The organism is Pseudomonas sp. AC355 (assembly GCF_979258205.1).
Genome location: NZ_OZ409843.1, coordinates 393,574 through 417,409, shown reverse-complemented (window position 1 = coordinate 417,409; position 23,836 = coordinate 393,574). Strand labels below are relative to the sequence as shown.

At 62.3% G+C, this 23,836-nt stretch carries 19 protein-coding genes, 2 pseudogenes and 1 riboswitch; of the genes and pseudogenes, 9 read left to right on the top strand and 12 right to left on the bottom strand.

Annotated features, from left to right (window positions below):
- Positions 1-4: 4 nt before the first annotated feature.
- The gene (locus tag ACZ0AI_RS02030; RefSeq protein WP_463564331.1) at positions 5-856 is read right to left on the bottom strand and encodes an STAS domain-containing protein; all 852 of its coding nucleotides are present in this window, start codon (positions 854-856) and stop codon (positions 5-7) included.
- A gap of 330 nt (positions 857-1,186) precedes the next feature.
- Here ACZ0AI_RS02030 and ACZ0AI_RS02025 point away from each other — a divergent pair.
- Positions 1,187-1,975 (top strand): annotated as a pseudogene (locus tag ACZ0AI_RS02025) (MCP four helix bundle domain-containing protein); the annotation flags it as partial.
- 18 nt (positions 1,976-1,993) lie between these two features.
- Complete coding sequence (locus tag ACZ0AI_RS02020) at positions 1,994-2,833, top strand: methyl-accepting chemotaxis protein (RefSeq protein WP_463566036.1); 840 nt, start codon at positions 1,994-1,996, stop codon at positions 2,831-2,833.
- 233 nt (positions 2,834-3,066) lie between these two features.
- Here the strand turns inward: ACZ0AI_RS02020 and ACZ0AI_RS02015 are convergent.
- From ACZ0AI_RS02015 to ACZ0AI_RS01995, 5 genes and pseudogenes are all read right to left on the bottom strand, one after another.
- Positions 3,067-3,578, bottom strand: a pseudogene (locus tag ACZ0AI_RS02015) (RipA family octameric membrane protein).
- Between the two features lie 321 nt (positions 3,579-3,899).
- Positions 3,900-4,922, bottom strand: a complete 1,023-nt coding sequence (locus ACZ0AI_RS02010) for a FecCD family ABC transporter permease (RefSeq protein ID WP_463564330.1) — start codon at positions 4,920-4,922, stop codon at positions 3,900-3,902.
- A complete protein-coding gene (locus ACZ0AI_RS02005) occupies positions 4,922-5,884 on the bottom strand; it encodes an ABC transporter substrate-binding protein (protein ID WP_463564329.1) in 963 nt (320 codons plus the stop codon). Before ACZ0AI_RS02005 ends, ACZ0AI_RS02010 begins: the two co-directional genes overlap by 1 nt.
- The gene (locus ACZ0AI_RS02000) at positions 5,881-6,663 is read right to left on the bottom strand and encodes an ABC transporter ATP-binding protein (protein ID WP_463564328.1); all 783 of its coding nucleotides are present in this window, start codon (positions 6,661-6,663) and stop codon (positions 5,881-5,883) included. The genes ACZ0AI_RS02005 and ACZ0AI_RS02000 overlap by 4 nt, the downstream gene beginning before the upstream one ends.
- Positions 6,664-6,713: 50 nt before the next feature.
- The gene (locus tag ACZ0AI_RS01995) at positions 6,714-8,852 is read right to left on the bottom strand and encodes a TonB-dependent receptor (RefSeq protein ID WP_463564327.1); all 2,139 of its coding nucleotides are present in this window, start codon (positions 8,850-8,852) and stop codon (positions 6,714-6,716) included.
- A 110-nt stretch (positions 8,853-8,962) separates the two neighbouring features.
- A riboswitch (cobalamin riboswitch) is annotated at positions 8,963-9,181 on the bottom strand.
- A gap of 115 nt (positions 9,182-9,296) precedes the next feature.
- On the opposite strand from ACZ0AI_RS01995, the gene ACZ0AI_RS01990 reads away from it, so the two are divergent.
- The gene (locus ACZ0AI_RS01990) at positions 9,297-10,340 is read left to right on the top strand and encodes a LacI family DNA-binding transcriptional regulator (RefSeq protein ID WP_463564326.1); all 1,044 of its coding nucleotides are present in this window, start codon (positions 9,297-9,299) and stop codon (positions 10,338-10,340) included.
- A gap of 36 nt (positions 10,341-10,376) precedes the next feature.
- Here ACZ0AI_RS01990 and otnI read toward each other — a convergent pair whose 3' ends face one another.
- Genes otnI through ACZ0AI_RS01965 form a run of 5 tightly spaced genes read right to left on the bottom strand, consistent with a single transcriptional unit; the run spans position 10,377 to position 14,719 of the window.
- Complete coding sequence (gene otnI, locus ACZ0AI_RS01985; protein ID WP_463564325.1) at positions 10,377-11,153, bottom strand: 2-oxo-tetronate isomerase; 777 nt, start codon at positions 11,151-11,153, stop codon at positions 10,377-10,379.
- Positions 11,154-11,158: 5 nt separating this feature from the next.
- Positions 11,159-11,800 carry a 3-oxo-tetronate 4-phosphate decarboxylase gene (gene otnC, locus ACZ0AI_RS01980; protein WP_070881757.1) on the bottom strand — a complete coding sequence of 214 codons (642 nt, stop codon included), beginning with the start codon at positions 11,798-11,800 and terminating at the stop codon, positions 11,159-11,161.
- Complete coding sequence (gene otnK / locus ACZ0AI_RS01975) at positions 11,797-13,068, bottom strand: 3-oxo-tetronate kinase (protein ID WP_463564324.1); 1,272 nt, start codon at positions 13,066-13,068, stop codon at positions 11,797-11,799. The genes otnC and otnK overlap by 4 nt, the downstream gene beginning before the upstream one ends.
- Positions 13,069-13,070: 2 nt before the next feature.
- A complete protein-coding gene (ltnD, locus tag ACZ0AI_RS01970) occupies positions 13,071-13,979 on the bottom strand; it encodes an L-threonate dehydrogenase (RefSeq protein WP_463564323.1) in 909 nt (302 codons plus the stop codon).
- Positions 13,980-14,002: 23 nt separating this feature from the next.
- A complete protein-coding gene (locus ACZ0AI_RS01965; RefSeq protein WP_463564322.1) occupies positions 14,003-14,719 on the bottom strand; it encodes a FadR/GntR family transcriptional regulator in 717 nt (238 codons plus the stop codon).
- Between the two features lie 185 nt (positions 14,720-14,904).
- On the opposite strand from ACZ0AI_RS01965, the gene denD reads away from it, so the two are divergent.
- The 4 genes from denD to ACZ0AI_RS01945 all read left to right on the top strand — a co-directional run bounded on the left by denD (position 14,905) and on the right by ACZ0AI_RS01945 (position 20,736).
- Positions 14,905-15,861: a D-erythronate dehydrogenase gene (denD, locus tag ACZ0AI_RS01960; protein WP_463564321.1), complete on the top strand. Its 957-nt coding sequence runs from the start codon at positions 14,905-14,907 to the stop codon at positions 15,859-15,861.
- A gap of 59 nt (positions 15,862-15,920) precedes the next feature.
- Positions 15,921-17,327: a GntP family permease gene (locus ACZ0AI_RS01955; protein WP_070881622.1), complete on the top strand. Its 1,407-nt coding sequence runs from the start codon at positions 15,921-15,923 to the stop codon at positions 17,325-17,327.
- A 196-nt stretch (positions 17,328-17,523) separates the two neighbouring features.
- Complete coding sequence (locus tag ACZ0AI_RS01950) at positions 17,524-18,684, top strand: L-talarate/galactarate dehydratase (RefSeq protein ID WP_463564320.1); 1,161 nt, start codon at positions 17,524-17,526, stop codon at positions 18,682-18,684.
- Between the two features lie 252 nt (positions 18,685-18,936).
- Positions 18,937-20,736: a methyl-accepting chemotaxis protein gene (locus ACZ0AI_RS01945; protein ID WP_463564319.1), complete on the top strand. Its 1,800-nt coding sequence runs from the start codon at positions 18,937-18,939 to the stop codon at positions 20,734-20,736.
- Between the two features lie 353 nt (positions 20,737-21,089).
- Here the strand turns inward: ACZ0AI_RS01945 and ACZ0AI_RS01940 are convergent, their stop codons facing one another.
- Positions 21,090-21,659 carry a TetR/AcrR family transcriptional regulator gene (locus ACZ0AI_RS01940; RefSeq protein ID WP_463564318.1) on the bottom strand — a complete coding sequence of 190 codons (570 nt, stop codon included), beginning with the start codon at positions 21,657-21,659 and terminating at the stop codon, positions 21,090-21,092.
- Positions 21,660-21,813: 154 nt separating this feature from the next.
- Between ACZ0AI_RS01940 and ACZ0AI_RS01935 the strand changes: the two genes are divergently transcribed.
- Entirely contained in the window at positions 21,814-22,893 is a 1,080-nt protein-coding gene (locus tag ACZ0AI_RS01935; protein ID WP_463564317.1) for an alkene reductase, read from the top strand.
- 72 nt (positions 22,894-22,965) lie between these two features.
- Positions 22,966-23,757: an SDR family NAD(P)-dependent oxidoreductase gene (locus ACZ0AI_RS01930; protein WP_463564316.1), complete on the top strand. Its 792-nt coding sequence runs from the start codon at positions 22,966-22,968 to the stop codon at positions 23,755-23,757.
- Positions 23,758-23,836: the final 79 nt, after the last annotated feature.

Genomic DNA, 23,836 nt, shown 5'->3' with positions numbered 1-23,836 from the left:
GGGTTCAGACCGCTTTGCTGAGGGTGACGCCAAGGCGGCTCAGGGCCAACTTCAAGGCATCGGCCAGATTGGCTTTGGTCACCACGCCTTGCAGGTCGAGGCCCAGGTGCACGATGGTCTGCGCGATCTGCGGACGTACGCCGCTGATGATGCAGTCGGCGCCCATCAGACGAATCGCAGTCACGGTCTTGAGCAGATGCTGAGCGACCAGGGTGTCGACGGTCGGCACGCCGGTGATGTCGATGATGGCGATTTCCGAGCCGGTATCGACGATACGCTGCAGCAGGGACTCCATCACCACCTGAGTGCGTTGCGAATCCAGGGTGCCGATCATCGGCAGCGCCAGAACACCATCCCACAGTTTGACCACTGGCGTGGACAGCTCCAGCAGCTCTTCCTGCTGACGCTTGATCACCGACTCGCGGGATTTCTGGAACGTGCGGATGGTATGCAAGCCGAGGTTGTCGAACAGCTCGGAGACTTCCCACTGCTGCTGAGCGAGCTCTTCGGGCTGGTCACGGTAATGGCGTTGCAGCAGTGCGAACAGCGGGCCCTTGAGGGCGAAGATGAAGCTAGCAGCCTGATGGGAGTCATGGCCAAGCAATGCGCGGCTGGACGACAGGCGCTCCAGAAATTGGCGCACGTCTTCCCAGCTGGCAGCGGCGATGTTGGTACCAGCAGCGTTTTCGAGCCCGGCGACGGTCAGTTGCAGAAACTCCGCGGTCTGCTGCTGCAGATCCTGCTCCTTGAGGTTGCGAGTCGAACCGCTCGCCTCCAGGCCCCTGGTCCACTCATTGAGCAGTTGTGCCTGATTGTTCTTGATAGCCTCGATGGTGCCGATCTGCAGTGCTGCCATGTGCCATTAACTCCTGAACGAATACGGATCTTTACCGAACTTACCGCTGTTAGACAGTGACAGGACGGCTTCGGGATAGTTGGAGATAGTTTTTCGCCACGCATAGTACGAGCAAATCATCCCCATAAAGAAGTGCTGAACGGAGCAAAATGACATCATTTTCGGCGAACTGAAACGCAACGCTCATCTCGCGGCGAACCGGCGGCTCGACAGGCTTTGCCACATGCGCAGGTCTGCTCGGCGGCCCGCCGAACGGTAGGCGTGTCATGGCAGCATGAAATCATTAGTGCCCGTATACTGGCGTCACTCCAATGACATGGAACAACACCCATGCGCCTCGACACGCTGACACTCAAAGCCCGCCTGATCATCGCAGTAGCCATCCCCTGCACCGCTCTGATTCTGGTCGCGGTGACCAGTCTCAACAGCATGTCCAATATGCAGAAAGAGGCGAGCGCGCTCTACCTCAATACCTCAGCGCCCATGCGCGCCATGGCCGAAGCCGCCTCGCGGATTCCGCGCATGCGCGTTGGCATCGACATGATGCTGCTGCAGGACACCGCACTGCGTGACGAGCGCGGCGTCAAAACCCGTGTGCAGGAAGCCCTCAACGAGGACATCCCCGGCATGCGCGAAGCCATGAGCAACGCGGTCAAGGCGCAGGTCAATCCGGAGCGCCGGGCACAGGCGCAGCGGCTGCTCGATCAGTTCGAGACAATGCTCAACAACGAGCTCACGCCCATGCTGCAGGCACTCGATGGCGGCGACATGGCCAGAGCCCAGCAGATTTATCGTGACCAATACGCAAAGAGCTACGGCGCCATGCGCCTGGGCGCCAACGAACTGCTCGATGCCCTGCTGCAGCAGGCCGAACAGCAGAACCAGCGCAGCACCGACAACTACAACGACGGCCGTACTCGTCAGTTGACGATCATCGTGCTGGGCCTCCTGGTGTCGTTCATCGCGTCCTGGCTGATCGTCGCCAACCTGCGGCGTCGCGTGTCCATCCTGCAAAGCAGCCTGGGCAATGCCGCCGACAACCTGGCACTGAATGCGCGCATCGAACTGAGCGGCAGCGATGAATTGAGCGATATCGCCCAGAGCTTCAACCGCTTTCTGGAGAAGATCCACGGCATCATGCAGCAACTGGCCGGCAATTCGCGGCAACTGTCCAACATGGCCCGCGAAGTGGCCGAGCGCGCGCAGTTGACGCAAAGCAATTGCACCGCCCAGAGCGACCGCACCGTGCAGGTGGCTACCGCCATTCACGAATTGGGTTCGACGGTCAACGAAATTGCCGGCAATGCCGAGAATGCCGCCCGTATGGCGCGCGAAGCCACCGAGCACGCCACCACGGGTGGCGAAGTGGTCACCCAGGCCAACCGTCAGATCGGCGCACTGAGTGGCGAACTGGATCAGGCTTCACAGGTGATCGGCGCACTGGCCGGACAGATCGATGCGATCAGCGCCACGCTGGGCACCATTCGCAGCATCTCCGAGCAAACCAACTTGCTGGCCCTCAACGCCGCTATCGAGGCGGCACGTGCAGGCGAACAGGGCCGCGGCTTTGCCGTGGTGGCCGATGAGGTGCGCACCCTGGCGAGCCGTTCCGGGGCCTCGACCAATGAAATCCAGAAGGTCATCGACCGCCTGCAAGCCGAATCCCGCTCAGCGGTAGAAGCCATGGCCAAAGGGCGTCAGCAGAGCGAGTTGGTGGTCGAATACGCCAGCAAGGCCTCCGAGGCACTGGTACAGATCAACGGTCAGATCAGCCAGATCAGCGACCAGAACATTCAGGTCGCCACCGCCACCGAAGAGCAGTCTTGCGTGGTCGAAGAGATCAACCGCAACGTCGAGCAGATCAACCAGCTCACCCAGGAAACCACGGCAATCGCCGATCAGTTAAACGATGCCAGCAGCAACCTGCAGAGCCTGTCCAGAGACCTGGATGGCTTGGTGGGCAACTTCAAACTGTAATCGCACCGTTGCAGGCCACCGCCAGCAAGTTGCTGGCGGTAACCATCACGCAAGCCCTCAGCACTCCTCCACCGCGCAGTGGAAACCCCACATGTCACTGCAGGGCGCCCCCCGGCCTCGCCTGAACATTGTGAGCAGAGAAGATCGGCCAACTGAGCATCCGCCCCATCACATACATTCAGCCGACTGGCTGCAAAGAACCAGTGATGAGTGTTATTACAAATGGTGGGCGGTCAGATTTTTGCCGACGTCGACAGTTGCAGCCACAACGAGAACAAGCCCAGAACCATCCAGAAAATGGTGAACAGCCACGGTGAGCGCAGCGAGAATCTCAGGGACTTGTAGTAGCGCTCATTACTGGACTCATGCTCGCTGAACAACGGTGACTCGTCGTAAGCATGGCCAAACTTGGGCTCACTGTGCAGCAGTTGTTCCTGCTTGAAGTGCCAATGGCCGACTATCGCCGACGATGCCCTTATCCCAGGCCAGGCATTCAGCGAACTGACGATCCCTAGCAGCGCCAGCATGGCGGGCACCACCAAGGTGAACAGGCCCCCCACTGCGGATTCGAGTTCGCCATGGACGAGGCGTAGGCGATGACCAGAAATGACTGAGCGGACAAATAAGCGTTGGTTCGATCGGCGAGCAGCCTGGTTTCGTACTGGATCTCCCGACGGTAGAAATCCAGGCGTGCTTTCGGCGTACCGAACATCAGTGAATCGGAAACATCCTGGGGCTCAACCATGGAAATTGAGGAGGGAGTGATGCCGGGCACGTCAGTTACCTCCATCCATACGCCTAGACAACCCACCAAGAGAACATCGGCATGCATGAGAAGCCGGGCCATGATCGTGCAGAGCCATGATAGGCGGCGAAAAATTGCCAACAGCTAAGGCGTAACTGCCGTGATGGATAGGTGAGTGCATGGAATCTCCGGGGACACGAGTGCGTGATGCAGATTCCGAGAGGGCCGCTGACGTTAAGTTCAGGCCTGTGGATGAGTGGCCAGCAGTCGTTCCGCCCCAAGAACCCGCGAACACCATGCCGGCCGACGCTGCTCAAGCCGCTATTGGCGCCGCTTGAGCAGCGCGATAAAGAACAGCCCGCCCAACGCCGCCGTGGCGATGCCGATGGGCAGGTCTTCCGGCGCGATCAGCGTGCGTGCGGCAACGTCGACCCAGACCAGGAATAACGCGCCCAGCAAGCCGCTGACCGGAATCAGCCGACGATGCTCAGCGCCGACCAACACGCGGGCCACGTGCGGCACCATCAGGCCGACGAAACCGATGGCACCGGACAGCGACACCAGCACGCCGGTCAGCAGCGAGGTGCAGACGAACACCTGCAGGCGCAGCCGCTTGCCACTGAAGCCCAGGCTCACGGCGGTCTGCTCGCCGCTCATCAATGCATTCAGCCCGCGCGACAGCACCAGCAACGCCACGAAACCGGTGGCCACGCAGACCGCCGGCAACCAGATCACGTCCCAGCGCGCTGCGCCCAGACCGCCGAGCATCCAGAACACCACCGACGCCGCCGCATGGTGGTCGCCGGTGTACAGCAGCAGATTGACCAGCGCCATCAGCACGAACGACACCGCCACGCCGGCCAGCAGCAGCCGATCGCTTTCCAGGCGACCGCTGCGCCGCGCCACCGCCAGTACCAGCAGCATGCTCCCAGCAGCGCCGATAAAGGCGGCCAGCGGCAGGCTGAACACACTAAAGAACTCGCCCAGGTAAAGCACCACCAGCACCGCGCCGAGCGCTGCACCGGAACTGACGCCGAGCAGATGGGGGTCGGCCAGCGGGTTGCGGGTCACGGCCTGCAGCGCAGTGCCAACCAGGGCCAGCCCGGCGCCGACCAGCGCGCCGAGCAATACCCGCGGCGCGCGGATCAGCCAGACGATGGGCTCCTGGCTGCGGCTCCATTCAGCGCCCAGCTCCAGGCCCAGCTGCTTGCCGAGGATCCCCCAGACAGTGGCCAACGGCACCGCTGCCGGGCCGAAGCCCAGCGCCATCACACAAGAGAATGCGAGGACGACGCACAGGCCGATGATCAGCGCCCGATAAGCCGCTGCGCTGCGGATCGGCATCAGCGGCTCCCCGACTGCGGATGCAGGCCGGCGGCGAGCTTCTCGATGGCCGTGGCGTTCTCTACCGACGGCGTGACCTCCAGGTAGGACAGCACCACGAAACGCTGCTCGCGGATCGCCGTCACCGCCTGCAGTGCAGGGTTACCGAGCAGGAAGTCACGCTTCTGCTGCCAGGAACGCGGGCCGTAGTCGACGATCACGATCACCTCGGGGTCGCGCTCCACCACGCTTTCCCAGTTCACCTGGATCCAGCTGGCCGTGACATCGTCCATCACGTTGTGTCCGCCTGCCGTTTCGATCAGTGCCTGGGGCATGCCCATACGCCCGGAGGTGGTCGGGCGGTCTTCGCCGCTGTCGTAGAGGAACACCCGCGGCGAGCTGCCGGCCTGTTCGACAGCGGTGCGCACCGCCGCGATGCGCTCGCGCAGTTGCCCGACCAGTGCCTCGGCCCGCGGCTGCACCGCGAAGATCCGCCCAAGGTTGAGCAGGTCGCGGTACAGGTCATCGAGGCTGGCGCCCTGCTGTTTCATCACCCAGGAACAGGACTCACTGAGTTCATAGACGGCGATTCCGAAGGGCTGCAGGGTCGTCGGGGTGACCGCGCCACCGACCCGCATGCCGTAGTTCCAGCCGGCGAAGAACAGATCCGCATCGGCCTCCAGCAAGGTCTCTACGGAGGGATAGCGGCTGGCCAGTTCGGGCACATCGCCGAGCGAATTCTTGAAGGCAGGATCCAGGGTTTTCCAGCCGCTGATGCCGGTGTAGCCGACCATACGCTCGCGTAGGCCAAGGGTGATCAGCATGCTGGTCATGTTGATGTCGTGGCTGACCACGCGCTGGGGCGCCTGCTCGAAAGTCACGTCACGGTCACAGCTGCGCACCGTGAGTGGATAGTCGCTGGCAACTGCCGGCAGCGCGAGCAGCGCCAGCGACAGACTGCAAAAGTATCTGAGGGTCTTCATTGGGTAATCCAGGTGATCCGTGGGTAGGCATGCAGCGGATGGCTGTCGACCAACGCCCGCACACCGAATACGCGCTGCAACAGCTCGGCGCTCAGCACCTCGGCAGGTGTGCCGCTGGCGACCAGACGGCCAGCGGCCATGACATAGAGGCGGTCGCAGAAAGCCGCCGCCAGGTTCAGGTCGTGAAAGCTGGCCAGGGTACTCAGGCCGAGGCTGCGCAGGTGCTGCAACAACTCCAGTTGGTAACGCGGGTCGAGGTGGTTGGTCGGCTCGTCGAGAATCAGCAAGCCGGGTTGCTGAACCAGCGCACGGGCCAGCAACACCCGTTGTTTCTCGCCGCCGGAAAGGGTGGCGAACGCCTGACCCGCCTGCGCAGTCAGGCCGACCTGCTGCAGCGCCTGGGCCACCATTGCGGCGTCCTCGGCGCTGTCGCCGGCGAACAACCCCTGGTGCGGCGTGCGCCCCATGGCGACCACATCGGCGACGCTGAGGCCGAACTCCTGCGGAAACTCCTGCAGCACCACGGCGATGCGCTGCGCACTCCAGCGCGGGGTCTGCCGCCAGAGGTTCTCGCCGTCGAGATGCAAGCTGCCGCTCGCCGGCTCGCTGGAACGATAGGCGCAGCGCAACAGGCTGGTCTTGCCGCTGCCGTTGGGGCCGATAAGGCCGACGAACTCGCCTTCACCGATATGCAGATCGATGTCCTGCAACAGCCAGCGTGGCGCACTGCGCCGACTCTCGACGGCCCATGACAGCTTTTCGATACGTAGCCTCGACATGCCCGACTCCTGCTTGTGGCGCACCGGCAAACTACCCGGTGCGCCGGCGTTTAGAAGCTGTAGTCAGCGCTGACGAAGAACGAGCGTGGCTCGCCCAGGTACCACTGCTGGCCATTGTTGCTCGTGGTGGTGGCGTACTGACGGTCGAACAGGTTGTTCAACTGCAGGCCGAGGGTCAGATCCTTCTGCAGATGCCAGTCGAAGTTGGCGTCCACCACGGTGTAACTCGGTACCCTGACGCTGTTGGCGTTGTCGGCGTAGCGGCTGTCCACATAACGGGCGCCGGCACCGACGCTGAAACGCTCGGCAAAGTCCTTGCTCAACCACAGGTTGGCGGAACGACGCGGCACGTTGGTGGGGCGATTGCCCTGGAAATCGTCGCCACCGCTGACGAACTCGTCGTACTCGGCGCGCACCAGTGCCGCATTGGCAGACAGCTGCACGGCATAGGGCAGGCGCAGCTCGAGGGTCGCCTCGATACCATCCGAGGATTGCTGGCCAACCTGCTGCTGGACGGTCGGGTTGGCCGGGTCGGTACTGAGCAGCTTGTTCTTGACGATGTGATAGGCGGCCAGCGTCCACTCGCCACGGTTATCGAAAAACTGCTGTTTGATGCCCACTTCGGTTTGCTTGGCGGTGCTCAGATCCCACTGCTGCTGGCCCGCACTGAGAGTCAGCAGGTTGCCGACGCCTTCGGTGCTGGTGGCGTACTGACCGTACAGCGACAAGTCATCGGTCAGCGCGAACACCAGGCCGGCGCGCCAGTTGTTGCCGGTCAGGCTACGGTCGCTGCGGGTGCCGGCCAGCAGATCATCACGATTCAGGTGTACCTGGTCACGGCGCACACCGGTGACCAGTGCCAGTTGCTCGGTGAGCTGCGTGCGGTTCTCGGCGAACAACGAGAACTGACGCGCCTGATTGGCTTCGCGAGCGCGATACGGGTCATTGCTGATGTAGCTACCACCACCGGACTGGCCGAGTGGCACGCTGTCGCTGAGGGTATTGCCGAAATCATGCTTGCGCACGAAACGGATGGAGTTGTAGTCCACGCCAACCACGGTGCGGCTGTCGAGGCCGAACAGCGAATGCTGCAGGGTGAACGTCTGGCGGTCGCCGATCTGTTCCTGGGTGTGCTTGATGCTGATGAAATCGCTACGCTCGACTAAATCACCCGGCTGCCAGGTGTAGGTTTCAGCGTTGCGCCAGCGCCGCTGGGTCTTGAGGTAGTACAGCTGGTTGCTGGCACTCAGGTTGTCGCTGATCGTCCAGTCGGTCACCAAGCGGGTCGACTGGTCGTTGTACTGCAGCGTGGCGTTCTCGACGTTGTAGTTACGCTCGCGCAGGCTTTCGCGGTAGTGACCATCCACCAACGGCGTGCCGAAATACTGCTGCGGCTCCTGATTACCGTAATCGTGACTGAGGGTGAAGCTCAGGTCGTCGGTCGCCTCCCAGCGCAATGCAGCACTGATGGCCAGGCTCTCGGAATCACCACGGTCGACCCAGCCATTGCTGGCCTGCTGATTGAGATTGAAACGGTAGCTCAGGCGGTCGTTCAGGGAGCCGCCGCTATCGAGTGCCATCTGTTGACGATCATCGGAGCCGTAACCCAGACGCACGCGATTGCGGATCTCGCCCTCGAAAGGCTTCTTCGGCACCACGTTGATCACCGCGCCCGTCGCCCCTTCGCCGTACAGCACCGAGGCCGGGCCACGGAGGATGTCGATACGCTCCACCGACCAGGTATCGACCGGAAAGGTCACGGTGCCGGCGCCGACATAAAGACGGGTGCCGTCATACAGCTGCATGGTCGAGCTGTGCCCGGTAAAACCCCGGGCGGACAACGCGGTGCCGCCATTGCCGGGCGTGCCCATGAAGGTGATGCCAGGTGAACGGGTGACGGCCTCCTGGACGGTGGCGTTGTTGCGCTTCTGGATCTGCTCGGCGCCAATGCTGCTGACGCTGGCGGGCGTTTCCAGTGGCGTCAGATTCAGGCGCGAGCCGGTCGTTGCCAGCGTATGCAGATCAGGCGGCGACGACTCATCGGCCGTGCCGGTGATCGCCGTCGAGGGCAAGGCTATTGAAGCGTTCGACTCGGCGGCCTGAGCCGGCAAGGCGAACAGCACGCAGGGCACTAGGCCCATGCGCAGGGATTTGCCCGACAGGGCATCGAACAGGGAATATCGGGACATGTCGTTCCACTCGAAACAGGAATGAATGAATCCCGGAGGGAACAACGCATAGGGAATCGCAGGCGCACGAAGCCCACGGAAACCGGCCTGCGCCCGCCCACCGCGGGTTTGCCAAACAGAAGTTTCGGGCCGGTCTCCGGGCTCACGAGGGTCATGAAGCATTCACCTTCCCATGCCGTGGCACAGTGGTTAATCGAATGCTTCGCTCGCATACCGTTGCGGGGGCAGCGCCGGACTGATCATTTTGGAGGTGACCTCTCAATGACGAACCGGCTTCCCGTTTCACCCCATGCACGGCGGCATGGGACACCTGAAACTGGCGCGCATCTGACCATCGAAGCGTCGAGCCGTCAATCATCGCCATGCAGCGGCCTCGATCCATGCACCATGGCATCGCCGGCTGGGATAACATCGCCCGACCCCGGATTGGCCAGGAAACACAGGATGCAGCGAGACGATGATCGAGCGACCGGCAGGCGCTCCGCTACCGCCCCAGGCAAGCCGCCGACGCTGGCGGATGTGGCCAAGGTCGCAGGCGTTTCGCCGATCACCGTGTCGCGCACGCTCAACCAGCCGGAGATCGTCCGCCCGGAACTGCGCGAAAAGGTCTTTCGTGCCGTGCACAAGACCGGCTACGTGCCGGCCATGCTCACCGGCGTGGCCGAGCAGCGCAGCCGGCTGATTTCCCTGCTGGTGCCGACGATTGCCAATTCGATCTTCTCGGACACGGTGCAGGCGCTGATCGACACCCTCACCGAAGCCGGCCACGAGACGCTGATCGGCCTGACCAACTACAGCGCCGAACGCGAAGAGCAGCTACTCGACGCCATCTTGCGGCGGCGCCCCGATGGCATCGTACTGACCGGCACCCTACACACCAAAGCCAGCCGCACGCGCCTGTCGCGCTCGGGCATTCCGATCGTCGAGTCCTGGGATCTCGCGCCGCGGCCGCTGGACATGTTGGTGGGCTTTTCCCACGAAGCGGTCGGCGTGGCCACCGCGCGCTACCTGATGGGCAAGGGCTATCGGCGCTTCGCCGTGGTGACCCTGGATGACCCACGCGGCCACCGACGCTGCGAAAGCCTGATCAGCGAACTGGCGAGCCAGGGGATTACCGAGGTGCCGCGCGTGGTGTTGCCGCCACCGGCAACGGTGAACCTCGGCCGTGAGGGCCTGCAGCGTCTGTTAGCAGGTCGCGAGCGCCCGAATGTACTGGTGTGCAGTTCCGACACCCTGGCCCACGGCGTGCTGGAAGAAGCCACCGAACTGGGCATTCGCGTGCCGCAGGATCTGGCGGTGATGGGCTTTGGCGACCTGAGCAGCGCCGCTCACCTGCACCCGGCCCTCTCCACCGTGTGCATCAACGGCGCGGACATCGGCGTGCAGGCGGCCCGCGCGCTGGTGCAACGCCTCGATCATCCCCACGAAGAACCAGTGAAAGTGCGCATCGATACCGGTTTCAGGATCATCGAACGGCAGAGCGCATAGCCCGCTCGGCACTTGACGATGCCACCCCCGCGCACTTCAACGCCAAGGTGCGAACCAACCCAAACCGTCTTCAGTGAGGCCTCTCGGGTTGTATTCACAACCAATCCAGCCGTCATAGCCAAGTTCGTCGAGCAGGGCGAATAGCTGCGGATAGTTCACCTCGCCGGTGTCCGGCTCGTGGCGATCCGGTACGCCGGCAATCTGTATATGCCCGACCCCAGCCTGAAAGCGTTTGAAGCACGCCGTAAGATCGCCCTCCATGATCTGCGTATGAAAAAAATCCATCTGCACCTTCAGATTTGGCTCGCCCAGCTCGGCGAGAATGGCGTGGCCCTCTGCCTGATAATTGATGAAATAACCAGGTATCGAGCGGCTATTGATCGGCTCGATCAGCAGTGTCAGTCGGTGCTCGGCCAGGCGGCGAGCGGCATAGCGCAGGTTTTCCAGGTAGACCTCGCGCATCCGCGGGCGCATGCCCTCCTCGCTCACCAATCCGGCCATCGCATGCAGCTTCGGGCAGCCCAGCGCATGGGCATATTCGATGGCGCGATCGACGCCCTCGCGGAACTCCGCCTCGCGCCCCGGCAAGGCGGCAATGCCGCGCTCTCCCGCCGCGAAGTCACCCGGCGGCAGGTTGAACAACACCTGGCTCAAACCATGCTCGGCCAGCCGTTCGGCCAACTCGGCCGGGGTGAAATCATAGGGGAACAGGTACTCAACGCCCTTGAACCCGGCAGCTGCGGCGCGGGCGAATCGCTGAAGAAAAGGAGCATCGCTGAACATCATGCTGAGGTTGGCAGCAAATCGTGGCATGGCAGTCACCATTGAGCGCCGAAGGTCTGGCGCAGTTCGTCAATTTGTTCATCGTCGAGCGGGCGTACCGGCTGCTGGCGCAGCAGCAAGTAGAGCTTGGCGGTTTCTTCCAGCTCTTCGATGGCGTAGGTGGCCGCCTCCAGGCTCTTGCCCGAGACGACAGGCCCATGGTTGGCGAGCAACACAGAGCTGTGTTGCCCCACCAGGCCACGAATCGCCTCACCCAGTTGTGGGTCACCGGGGCGGTGGTAAGGGATCAGTGGCAAGCGGCCAACGCGCATCACGAAATAGGGCGTCAGCGGGGGCAGGCAAGAGGTTGTGTCCAGGCAGTCCAGGCAGGAGACAGCCGCCGAATGGGTGCAGTGCAGGTGCACGATGGCGCCGGAGTCCTCCCGACCCTCGTACACCGCACGGTGCAGAAAGGCCTCCTTGGAGGCCGGCTTGCCCGCCAGATGGTTTCCCTGCCAGTCGAGTTTGGCGATATCGGCTGGATCCAGCCGACCCAGGCAGGCATTGGTCGGGGTCAAGAGCCAACCATCATCAAGGCGAACGCTGATGTTGCCTGATGAGCCGGGGCTCAGTCCGCGCAGGTACAGCGAGCGGCCGATTTCGACGATTTCCTCGCGCAATGCACTTTCGTTGCTCATGCCAGCTTCTCCCATGCCTTGATCATGAAATCGGCACTGCCGAAGTTGCCGGACTTGAGCGCTAACGCCAGTGGCTTGCCGGATTGGCCGAGCGTTTGAGTCCAAGGCACACCCGGGTCGATGCTCGCGCCGATGCGCAATCCTTCGATGCCCAGCGCCCCGACTACCGCGCCAGAGGTTTCACCGCCAGCCACCAATAACTGGCCGATGCCCTGCTGCTCGACCAACCCTCGCGCAACCGCCGCAAGGGCCGCTTCGATACGCTCGCCAACCTGCTGGGTACCGAACTGCTGCTGAACGCGGCGCACCTCCTCGGGCGGGCTGCTGGCGTAAATCAGCACCGGCCCTTGGTGCTGCTCGGCCCAAGCCAGCGCCTCGGCGACCAACGCATCACCACGGGCCATTAGCTCACCCGCCTCGATGCGAAACTCCGGATACAGCGCTGCGGCCTGCTCGATCTGCGCGAGGGTCGCCCTCGAGCAACTGCCACTGAGAATCGCCTGGCGCCCCCAACCCGACTCCAGCTGGCTCGCTTCGCCACTGGCCTTAAGCAACCCTCTGGCTTGCCAATCCTGCGCCATCCCCAACGCCAGGCCTGAGCCCGCGGTTACCAGCGGCAGATCGGCACAAGCGGCGCCCAACACAGTCAAGTCATGGTTATCGGTGGCATCACAGATGGCGATGCCGACGCCTTCGGCACGCAACGCGGCGATCCGCTGGCGTGTCGCGTCGACGCCGGCCCGCAGGGTGCGGTAGTCGATCAAACCAACCGGGTGAGACGTCTGCGGCTGCAGCACGCGCAACAGGTTGGCATCGTGCATGGGCGTGAGCGGATGGTCTTGCATGCCACTCTCGTTGAGCAGCACGTCGTTGGCGAACAAGTAGCCGTTGAACACGCTGCGGCGATTCTCCGGAAAAGCCGGACAGGCGACGGTGAAGTCACTGCCCAGTGCCTGTAGCAGTGCATCGCTGACCGGACCGATGTTGCCTTCGGCGGTGGAGTCGAACGTCGAACAGTATTTGAAGTAGAACTGCTGGCAACCTTGCTCACGCAGCCACTCGAGCGCCTGTAGGGATTGTCGAACGGCCTCGGCGGGCGCCAGGTTGCGCGATTTGAGCGCCACAACCAGGGCGTCAGCATCGGCCAATTCCAGCGGCCGAGCCGGTATGCCGATGGTCTGTATGGTACGAGCGCCGCCACGCACCAGCATGCTGGCAAGGTCGGTCGCGCCCGTGAAGTCATCGGCGATGCATCCGATCAAGGGCATGTTCACATCTCCTCGTTGGCGGCAGCGGGCAGGCGGATACCGGGAAAGATCTTCGCAACGGCAATATCATCTTCACGGCCCAACCCGGCAGCCGAGGCCTGCTTGAACATCTGGTGCGCGCTGGCGGTCATGGGCAGCGGGAATACGGCCTCCTGCGCGCTGTCGAGCACCAAACCGAGATCCTTGACGAAGATGTCCACCGCCGAACGCGGCTGGTAGTTACCCGCCAGCAGGTGCGGCACGCGGTTTTCGAACATCCAGGAATTACCTGCACTGTGGCTGATCACCTCATACAAGGCCTGCGGATCGCAGCCCTGGCGAATGCCGTAGGCCATGGCCTCGGCCGCGGCGGCGATGTGTACGCCCGCCAGAAGCTGGTTGACCAGTTTGATCTGCGAGCCCTGGCCGGCTTCGTCGCCCAGTCGGTAGACCTTGGCAGCAACAGCCGCCAACGCTGATTCACAGCGTTCGAAGGCAGCCGCAGGCCCAGAGGCCATGATGGTCAACTCCCCCGCCGCAGCGCGCACCGAGCCACCGGAGATGGGTGCATCGAGCATCAGGATCTGCTGCTCGGCCAAGCGCTTGGCGATGCGCCTCGCCGCTGCCGCAGAAATCGTCGCGCAGGCGATCACCACAGTGCCCGGGCGCAATCGCGAAGCGACGCCCTGTTCGCCGAACAACAGGTCTTCGGTTTGTTTAGCGTTGACCACCACGATAAACAGCAAGTCACTGACCGAGGCACTTTCAAGCAACGCCTCGACGGGTTTGCCGCCTTCTGCTGCGAAGGCCTGGCTGACCTCTGCGCGGGTGTCGTAACCCCATACCGGCAAGCCGGCGCGCAATAGGGAGCGCGCCATACCCAGGCCCATGGAGCCTAGGCCGATCACGCCAATGTTGGATATCGCTGTCATCTGAATAAGTCCTCTTGTGATTTTTATAAGACGGCGTCTGCCTCGCTTTGCGCTTCGCGCAGGCGAGTTTCGGCATTGCGTAGATGCATCGAGGCCGCGTGCCGGGCTGCCTCGCTGTCACCGCTGACAATCGCATCGAGCAACGCATGGTGCTCATGGTCGACCTGGCGCATGTACTGCGCATTTTTCGCCTCGTTGCGGCGGGTCACGCTGATGGCCTGCTGCAATAACTGGTGGAGAAAGTCGATGGTTTCGAGAAAGTGCTGGTTGCCGGTGGCGGCGACCACGGAGCGGTGAAAGGCGAGGTCTTCACGAACACCGTCCTCGCCCCGCTCGACCGCTTCATCGAGCTCGGCCAGTGCGTTGCGCATCGCCCGCAACTGGGCGCTGCTACGGCGTGTAGCCGCTAGCTCGGCAGCTTTGATTTCCAGCGCACTACGCAGCTCGATGATTTCCACCACCGCCGCAAAATTGCCTTGTGGTTGCGGCATGCGTAGCGCCACCGAGGGGTTAGCCACGACGAAGGTACCGCTGCCCTGGCGCGAGACGAGCATGCCTTCGCGCTTGAGCATCGAGGTGGCCTCGCGCACCACCGTGCGACTGACGCCGTACTGTTCGCACAAGGCCTGCTCGGTGGGTAGCCGCGCACCTGCGGCGAGCTGACCTTCGTGAACCGCCGTACTCAGGCGTTTGGCCAGCCGTTCGGCGAGCTTGGGGGTGGTTTCGTTGAGCCTATCCACTTGCATCTCCTGGCAACCGCCACGCCTGTTTTCCATCACTGATGACGAAGAAGAACGGCGCGAACGGTTGCATCGACATTAAATTCATCATACAACATGACAACTACCTGTCACCTGATTCATCAATAACAAGAATACGGGGCGCACTTATCACCCCGAATATTCTCCCAAGCGGAGCCTCATGCATGAATATTTTGGTAACTGGTGGCGCCGGATTTCTCGGCGCCCGCCTGATCGAGGCGTTGCTCGCCCCCACCGCAAGCGACCTTTTAGGAGCCAATGACCATATCGTCTCGGCCGACCTGGCGCCCTGCCCGGTTGAGGATCCACGTGTCACCTCACACATCGGCGATATTTGCGACCCGACCTTCATCGCCTCGCTGGTCGGCCCCGATACACGTGTGGTCTATCACTTGGCCGCAGTCGTCAGCGGTCAGGCAGAAGCGGACTTCGACCTAGGTCTGCGTATCAACTTCGATGCAACCCGAGCGTTGCTCGAAGCTTGCCGGCAACAGGAGCAGGTGCCGCGCTTCGTGTTCGCCAGTTCACTGGCGGTATTCGGCGGCCCTATCCCTGAGCAGGTTCCTGAATCCCTTGCGCCATTGCCACAGTCCTCCTACGGGGCGCAGAAGGCCATGGCAGAACTGCTGATCACCGACTACTCGCGCAAGGGCTTCGTCGACGGCCGTGTGTGCCGGCTGCCGACCATCTCCGTACGCCCCGGCAAGCCCAACGCCGCCGCCTCGTCGTTCGCCAGCGGCATGCTGCGCGAACCGCTGGCGGGCGAGCCAAGCAACTGCCCGGTTCCGCTCGATACCCGCCTGTGGCTGTCCTCGCCCGGCACCGTGATCGACAACCTGCTCCACGCAGCGCGGCTCGACGGCGAGCTGCTCGGGCAGCGTCGCACCCTGAATCTGCCGGGCATCTGCGTGCGGGTCAGCGAGATGCTCGACAGCCTGGCGCGTGTCGGCGGCGACGCGGCTCGCCAACGAGTCAGCTTCGAGCCCGATGAACGCGTGCAGTGCATCGTGTGCAGTTGGCCGGGCGACTTCGATATCAAGCGGCCATTGCAACTGGGTTTCACGGTCGACGCGGACTTCGACAGCGTCGTCAACGCTCATCAGCACGACATGCATCGCTAACCAGTACGGCGCCCCAGCAGCGCCGTTGTTCCAGCTAATAAAAACAAGAGGAATCAACAATGGAAGCAACATCAGTGGCCGGCCCACAATTGATGGTCGGCCTGGTTCTGGCCATCGTCGTATTGATCGTGCTGGTCTTGAAAACGCGTATCCACGCACTCCTGGCGCTGATCATAGCCGCCTCGATCTCCGGCCTGATCGGCGGTATGGCACCCGATGCGCTGGTCAAATCCATCACCACCGGTTTCGGTACAACGTTGTCCACCATCGGTCTGGTCATCGGCTTCGGCGTGATGATGGGGCGCCTGCTGGAAGTCTCGGGCGCTGCCGAGCGCATGGCCTACAGCTTCGTCCGCTGGCTCGGCAACAAACGCGAAGAGTGGGCCATGATGGTCACTGGCTACATCGTCTCGGTGCCGATTTTCTGCGACTCGGCGTTCGTCATTCTCAACCCGCTGGTACGCGCACTGTCGCGTAACACCGGTAAATCGATGCTGACCCTGGGTATCGCGCTGGCGGGCGGCTTGATGCTGACCCACCACGCAGTGCCGCCGACTCCCGGGCCACTGGGAATCGCCGGGATCTTCAATATCGACGTCGGGTTGATGATGTTCTGGGGGGTCGTGTTCACCCTTCCCGCGACATTCGTGTTGGTTGCCTACGCCCGCTTCATGGGGCCGCGCATCGAAGCGATGATCGCCCAGAGCGGCCAGGCGCCCATCGAACCGGCCGCTGCCTACCGCGAAGTACTCGAGCGCGCCGACGCCCGTGAGGCCGAGCTGCCGCCGCTGTGGCTGTCGATGTTGCCGATTCTGCTGCCGATCCTGCTGATCTTCGCCAACACGCTGGTCGGCGTGATTGCCAAACTTGATGCTGCCAGCACCCTCAAGATGAGCATGTTCGGCCAGTGCGTCGCATTCCTGGGCAACCCGGTGATTGCCGTGGGCCTTGGGGTGATTGTCGCGCTGTACGGCTTGGTACCGCGTCGCCCGCGCGATGAGGTGATCGCCGAGATGGAAAAAGGCGTGGAAAGCGCCGGTATCATCCTCCTGGTGACCGGGGCAGGCGGTGCGCTTGGCGCCGTGCTGCGCGACAGCGGTGCAGGCCAGTACATGGGCGAATGGGTGGCGACGCTACCGCTGCCTGCCGTGCTGATTCCCTTCGTGATCGCTTCGCTGGTGCGACTTATCCAGGGCAGCGGCACTGTCGCGATGATCACCGGGGCCTCCATTTCAGCACCGATCCTGGCGACCATTCCCGACGTCAACATGGTGTTCGCCGCCCAGGCCGCCGCGATCGGTTCTATGGTCTTTGGCTACTTCAATGACAGCTATTTCTGGGTGGTCAACCGCATGCTCGGGGTCAAGAATGCCAAGCATCAACTGTTGACCTGGTCGGTGCCCACCACGCTCGGCTGGCTCACCTCGCTGCTCACCCTGCTGTTCTTCAACGCCATTCTCGGCTAACCGCCGCAGGCACCTGCCTACCGCTAGCCTGCCTGCACGGCGTTAGCGGTAGCGCAGTTACCGACCCTTTTCCTGACATGCCGTCGCGCATGTCTCAGCGCTTGAATGATTACGTAATCAGCTTAACGTCGCAGATCACCGCAGATCGCTCCAGGCATCTGCTGGCTCGAACAAGAACGTAAGCGAGGTAATCAGTGTGAGCGAACAACCCCTTTCCCAAGGCTGTGCAGACCAGGATCAGATCGCCTGGATTCGTATCGCCTCCGTCTTCCTGCCCCTGGCCAACCCGATCAGCGATGCCAAGGTGCTGACTGGCCGGCAGAAGCCGATGACCGAGATCGCCATGCTGTTCGTGGAGATCGAAAGCAAGGATGGCCATCGCGGCCTTGGCTTCAGTTACTCGAAGCGCGCGGGCGGCCCAGGCCAGTTCGCCCATGCCAAAGAGATCGCGCCGGCACTGATAGGTGAAAACCCCAGCGACATCCAGAAGCTCTGGACCAAGCTGTGCTGGGCCGGTGCATCCGTGGGCCGCAGCGGACTGTCGACCCAGGCCATCGGCGCCTTCGACGTCGCCCTGTGGGACATGAAGGCCAAGCGTGCTGGCCTGTCCCTGGCGCGCCTGCTCGGCGCTCAGCGCGACTCGGTGCGCTGCTACAACACCTCGGGCGGCTTCCTGCACACGCCACTCGATCAATTGATGAAGAACACTGACCTGTCCCGCGAAAAAGGCATTGGCGGCATCAAGCTCAAGGTCGGCCAACCCAACTCGGCTATCGACATCGAGCGCGTCAGCACCGTGCGCCGCCACCTGGGCGACGACTTCCCGCTGATGGTCGACGCCAACCAGCAATGGGATCGCCCGACCGCCCAGCGCATGTGCCGCAAGTTCGAAGAATACAACTTGGTGTGGATCGAAGAACCGCTGGACTGCTATGACGCCGAAGGTCACGCAGCCCTGGCGGCAGCCTTCGACACGCCGATCGCCACCGGGGAAATGCTCACCAGCGTTGCCGAGCACGCCGAGTTCATCAAGACCCGTGGCGCCGACTACCTGATGCCCGATGCGCCTCGCGTCGGCGGTATCAGCCCGTTCCTGAAAATCGCCTCGATGGCCGAACAGGCGGGCTTGATGCTGGCCCCGCATTTCGCCATGGAACTGCACGTGCACCTTGCCGCGACCTACCCCACCGAGCCCTGGGTCGAGCACTTCGAGTGGCTGGAGCCGCTGTTCAACGAGCGCCTGGAAACCCGTGACGGGCGCATGCTGGTACCGACGCGACCGGGTCTTGGTCTGTCGCTCAGCGACCGGGTCGCCGGCTGGACAGCGCAGGAAGTGGAGATCGGCCAGCGCGGCTAAACCGCGGCATCACAGTGCAGCTCGTAACGATACCGGCCCTCGCGCCGGTATCTGTCGTTATGCCTACTATTTTTCCTGCTGGCGACCGCTTTATCCGCATCAAGCGAAGCTCTACAATTCTCACCCTGCGCGCGAACACCCATCCTGAAAGAGCGCGGAACGTCGTCGAAAGCGGCGCAGTCATTAAAGCTTCTGCACTGCTGGTCGAATAAATAGAAACCCACGGATGTTTTCTTTGCCAGGAGCTGCGGCATGCAGTCGTTGAAGTCGCTTTACGATTCAATCGAGATGCACTTTTTCGATACCCTGACCAAGAAGTTATCCAGCCTTTTCCTGCTGGTGCTGGTCAGTGGCCTGCTGTTCTGGGTCGCTACCAGCCTGCGTGCCGACATCCTCCAGCAACTGCAAGCCGCGCAGATCGATGCCGCTCTGCTGAGCCGCATCGAGGCCAAGCTCGACACCCTCGGCAACGCGCTGCTGCTCAGTGCGCTGTTCACCCTGGGCATGGTCAGCTTCATGGTCTGGTACTTCCGCCACCTGATCGTGCGGCCGGTCGACAACATGACCCGCGCCCTGGAAGAAATCGCCAACGGCGAAGGCGACCTGTCCCGCGATCTGCCGCTGCTGACCCACGATGAAATCCGCACCCTGGCCAGCACCTGCAACCGCTTCCTGGCCAAGCAACGCGAGATCATCAGCAATGTGCAGGCACTCACCGTGCAGATCGCCGTGGAGTCCGCCCGCTCGCTGAAGAACATCAGCGACTCCAGCGAAAGCGCCACCCACCAGGCACGCTTCGCCAATGAAGTGATGAGCGAGAGCAACAGCGCCGTTGGCCGCATCGCAGAAGTGTCGCAGCAGACTCAGGCGATCTCCGGCACCACCGCACAGAACCTCAGCATGGCCCGCGACTCCTACGCCGAGCTGTTGGAAGTGACCGGCAACATTGGCGCTATCTCCAACAGCCTCAACGAGTTTGGCGTGCTGGTGTCCGCACTCAACGAGCGCTCCTCGAACATCAAGTCGGTGGTCGGGCTGATCCAGCAGATCTCCTCGCAGACCAACCTGCTGGCTCTCAACGCGGCCATCGAAGCCGCCCGCGCTGGCGAAAGCGGCCGTGGCTTCGCCGTGGTCGCCGACGAAGTACGCACCCTGGCGCAGAACGTCAGCCGCGCCACTGGCGACATCTCCCAGAACATCGACGCCATGCTCAAGGAAGTGGGCTCGACTCACGAGCAGACTGCACTGATCAGCACCAGCGCCCGCGAAACCCAGGTAGTGGTCGAACGCGCCACTGGCCACTTCGAAAGCATGATCGTCGACTTCGAGTCCACCAACGGTAAGCTCGCGGAAATCGCCGAACACATCCAGCAGGTGGCCGATGCCAATACCGGCATCAACGAACGAGTCACGCAGATTCACGCCGACAGCCAGGCCATCGACGAGCGCATGCAACGCTCTGCCACCGCTACCCGCGACCTCTCTGGCGTAGCCGAAAAAGTGCAGACGCTGCTCGGCCGCTTCGTGCTCGGCCAAGGCGAACTGGATGCCGCCATCACCCGCGCTAGCCAGTGCCGCGACATCCTGCAGGTTCGCCTGGCCGCGTTGCAGCGCGAGGGCGTGAACCTGTTCGACCAGAACTACCGGTTGATACCCAACACCGATCCCAAGCAGTACATGACCGGCTACACCGAGCGCTTCGCGCAGATCTGCCAGGAAGAGATCGACAAGCTGACCAAGGGCACGTCGGGTGGCATCGTCACCTTTATCGTCGACAACAAAGGCTACTGCCCGGTGAACAACAGCTGGGTGTCGAAAGCGCCCACCGGCAATCGCGCCGTCGACCTGCCGGTGTGCCGCAACAAGCGCATGTTCTCCGACCCTGTGGGCCTGCGCGCAGCAACCAACACCCAACGCTTCCTGCTGCAGACCTACCTGCGCGACACCGGCGAGATCATGACCGAGATCGACGTACCGTTCATTTTCGACGGTCGCCACTGGGGCAACATGCGCATGGGCTTCGACGCCTCACGGCTGCTCGCCAAACACTGAGGGTTTTAGCGGCTAGCTGAGGCCTGCTCATGGATTTTCCACAGAGACATGCGCGCGTCGTCAAACAGTACGCAGACATGCGTGGGCTACTGCATCAAGCGGCACAGGCCTTTTCAGCTGAGGTGGAAACAGGCGTTTTCCCTGGCCCTGAGCATGCCTTCGAGGATCAAAAGGCCTGACGAACAGGCAACAGCTGTCCGGCAGGTAGCGTCATGGGGAACCCACGGTGGGTGAAACACTCCAGCCAGGCGCCTGCCCATAAAGGTCGTGAAAAGCTCCGCAAGCAACAGGCCTGCACGAGCCGGCCCATGCCGAACGCCTCTGATTCAAACCCTGTTCAAGTAGTGGCTTGATTACTCACTCGCCACCGGCGGTGCCAATGTGGCGAGTATCCGGGCGCGGCACACATCTAGAATTTCCTGGGCCAGCGGGCTGTCGTCTGGGCAGGCTCGCGACAACACAATGGCGCCAACCGCATGAGCAATCGTGTTGATGCTTTTGGCTCGTGCTTCGGCTGCCGAGCCTCCATCAAGCTCGGTCGCGGCCAGCTGACGCTCGATACCGGCAGCAAATGTCTCGCGGACAAAGTCCGGCTGACGAGACGCATCGCCACAGAGCGCGGCCATGGTGCAGCCCTCGCCCGGCTCATCGCGATGGCTGCGAGACAGGTATTGCCCCACGAACTCGGATAAATCGGCACCAGCCGTTTGTGCTGCCGATTGCTCAAGCCCATAAACCGCCGCTTCAGCCATCAGATCCGCTTTCGAACCGAAGTGCTTGTAGAAGCCGCCATGGGTAAACCCCGCCGCCGCCATCAGATCGGCGATGCCGATGCCATCGTAACCGCGCTCGCGAAACAGCCTGGATGCCGTCTCGACGATGTGCGCACGGTTTGCTTGCACCTGGGCTTTGCTGACTTTCACGTATTTGGCCTCGCTTGTATGGCAGCAATCTAGAGCGCGATCTTACATTGATGTCGATCTAAATCAAAATTCTTGACACTTATGATTACAAACATAATCATTAAGTCACTTCACTGAAGCCCACACGGCTCCCCACATCACGTAGAGGCATGGCATGACCGACAAGACGATCTTCGACCCCTTCACCCTTGGTGCACTGACGCTCAACAATCGCATTGTCATGGCCCCATTGACCCGCAACCGTGCCGGCGATGGCCTGGCGCCCACTGACCTGACTGCCACCTACTATGCCCAGCGCGCCTCGGCGGGCCTGATCATCACGGAAGCCACTCAGGTCTCCCCGCAAGCTCAGGGTTATCAAAACACCCCAGGGCTCTATACGCCGGAGCAGATCGAGGCCTGGCGCAAGGTGACCGATGCGGTGCATGCCAAAGGCGGCCGCATCTTCGTCCAGTTGTGGCACGTGGGCCGGGTATCGCACGTTGACCTTCAGCCAGGAGGCAAAGCGCCGGTCGCGCCTTCAGCCATTCGTGCTGAAACCAAGACCTTCGTTAACAACGGCTTTCACGACGTGTCCGAACCGCGAGCACTGGAGCTGGACGAGCTGCCAGGCATCATCGAGGACTTCCGCCAAGCCGCTGCCAATGCGATCGCCGCCGGTTTCGACGGCGTCGAAATTCATGGTGCCAATGGTTACCTGCTGGAGCAGTTCATCAAGGATGGCGCTAACCAGCGCACCGACCGTTACGGCGGCTCCATCGAAAACCGGGCACGCCTGCTGCTGGAAGTGACGGCAGCAGTGGTCAAGGAAATCGGCGCACAGCGCACGGGCGTGCGCATCTCGCCTGTTTCACCGGCCTCGGGCATCAGCTGCAGCCAGCCGCAACCCCAATACGATTACATCGCGGAACAACTCAGCGCCCTCGGCGTGGCGTATCTGCACGTGGTCGAAGGCGCCACAGGCGGCCCACGCGATAACGCGCCGTTCGACTATGACTCGCTGCGTAGCCGCTTCAAGCAGGTTTATCTGGCCAACAACGGCTACGACCTGGATTTGGCCACGACCCGACTCGCGCAGAGCAAGGCCGATCTGATCGCTTTCGGTCGCCCCTTCATCAGTAATCCGGATCTGGTCGAGCGCCTCAGCACCAATGCACCGCTCGCCCAGCTGGATCCGACCACGCTCTACGGCGGTGGCGCCAAGGGTTACACCGATTACCCAACGCTGGGCTGAACCGAGTCTCTTCAAACACAGGAGCCGCCCTCTTTCTGGGCGGCCGATTCATACCTTATCTAGGCACCCCACATGACCACTCTCTCTACTGTTCTTATCACCGGCGCCTCCTCCGGCATCGGCGCCGTTTATGCCGAACGCTTCGCACGTCGCGGCCACAATCTCGTCCTGGTTGCACGTGACCAGGCTCGTCTTGAAGCACTGGCTGCGCGCCTGCATGAGGAAACCAAGGTTGCCATCGACGTGCTGCGCGCCGACCTCACCCAACCCAGCGATCTGGCTGTGGTCGAGGCCCGCCTGCGCGAAGACGCCAGCATCGGCATTCTGATCAACAATGCCGGCCTGGCTCAGTCCGGTGGTTTCGTGGCGCAGGACGCACAGTCCATCGACCGCCTGATCGCCCTGAACATTACCGCCCTGACGCGGCTGGCCAACGCCATTGCACCGCGCCTGGCGCAGGCCGGCGAGGGTTCGATCGTCAACCTGGGTTCGGTAGTCGGGCTGTCGCCAGAATTCGGTATGACCATCTACGGAGCGACCAAGGCCTACGTCCTGTTCCTGTCCCAGGGGCTAAGCCTGGAACTAGCGCCCAAGGGCGTCTACGTACAAGCGGTTTTACCGGCGGGCACCCACACTGAAATCTGGGAACGCGCTGGCATCGACATCAACACGCTCCCTGAATTGATGAAGGTAGATGAACTGGTCGACGCGGCACTGGCCGGTTTCGACAGCCGCGAACTGGTCACTATCCCGCCGCTGCATGTGGCCGAACGCTGGGATGCCCTGGACGCATCACGCCAGCTGCTGCTATCCGATATCCGCATGGCCAACGCGGCAGAGCGCTACCGGACTAAGGGCTTGTAGGCTCAAGGTCATAAGATTTTTACGTTTTTTGGAAAATGACACGCCCGACTGTGCCCATCTGAATACAAGGATTCCACCC

What these genes read in the sequence shown, in the direction of transcription:
- ACZ0AI_RS02030 (WP_463564331.1), bottom strand. Translation starts at nt 856, where the DNA reads ATGGCAGCACTGCAGATCGGCACCATCGAGGCTATCAAGAACAATCAG.
- ACZ0AI_RS02020 (WP_463566036.1), top strand. Translation starts at nt 1,994, where the DNA reads ATGCAGCAACTGGCCGGCAATTCGCGGCAACTGTCCAACATGGCCCGC.
- ACZ0AI_RS02010 (WP_463564330.1), bottom strand. Translation starts at nt 4,922, where the DNA reads ATGCCGATCCGCAGCGCAGCGGCTTATCGGGCGCTGATCATCGGCCTG.
- ACZ0AI_RS02005 (WP_463564329.1), bottom strand. Translation starts at nt 5,884, where the DNA reads ATGAAGACCCTCAGATACTTTTGCAGTCTGTCGCTGGCGCTGCTCGCG.
- ACZ0AI_RS02000 (WP_463564328.1), bottom strand. Translation starts at nt 6,663, where the DNA reads ATGTCGAGGCTACGTATCGAAAAGCTGTCATGGGCCGTCGAGAGTCGG.
- ACZ0AI_RS01995 (WP_463564327.1), bottom strand. Translation starts at nt 8,852, where the DNA reads ATGTCCCGATATTCCCTGTTCGATGCCCTGTCGGGCAAATCCCTGCGC.
- ACZ0AI_RS01990 (WP_463564326.1), top strand. Translation starts at nt 9,297, where the DNA reads ATGCAGCGAGACGATGATCGAGCGACCGGCAGGCGCTCCGCTACCGCC.
- otnI (WP_463564325.1), bottom strand. Translation starts at nt 11,153, where the DNA reads ATGCCACGATTTGCTGCCAACCTCAGCATGATGTTCAGCGATGCTCCT.
- otnC (WP_070881757.1), bottom strand. Translation starts at nt 11,800, where the DNA reads ATGAGCAACGAAAGTGCATTGCGCGAGGAAATCGTCGAAATCGGCCGC.
- otnK (WP_463564324.1), bottom strand. Translation starts at nt 13,068, where the DNA reads ATGCCCTTGATCGGATGCATCGCCGATGACTTCACGGGCGCGACCGAC.
- ltnD (WP_463564323.1), bottom strand. Translation starts at nt 13,979, where the DNA reads ATGACAGCGATATCCAACATTGGCGTGATCGGCCTAGGCTCCATGGGC.
- denD (WP_463564321.1), top strand. Translation starts at nt 14,905, where the DNA reads ATGAATATTTTGGTAACTGGTGGCGCCGGATTTCTCGGCGCCCGCCTG.
- ACZ0AI_RS01955 (WP_070881622.1), top strand. Translation starts at nt 15,921, where the DNA reads ATGGAAGCAACATCAGTGGCCGGCCCACAATTGATGGTCGGCCTGGTT.
- ACZ0AI_RS01945 (WP_463564319.1), top strand. Translation starts at nt 18,937, where the DNA reads ATGCAGTCGTTGAAGTCGCTTTACGATTCAATCGAGATGCACTTTTTC.
- ACZ0AI_RS01935 (WP_463564317.1), top strand. Translation starts at nt 21,814, where the DNA reads ATGACCGACAAGACGATCTTCGACCCCTTCACCCTTGGTGCACTGACG.
- ACZ0AI_RS01930 (WP_463564316.1), top strand. Translation starts at nt 22,966, where the DNA reads ATGACCACTCTCTCTACTGTTCTTATCACCGGCGCCTCCTCCGGCATC.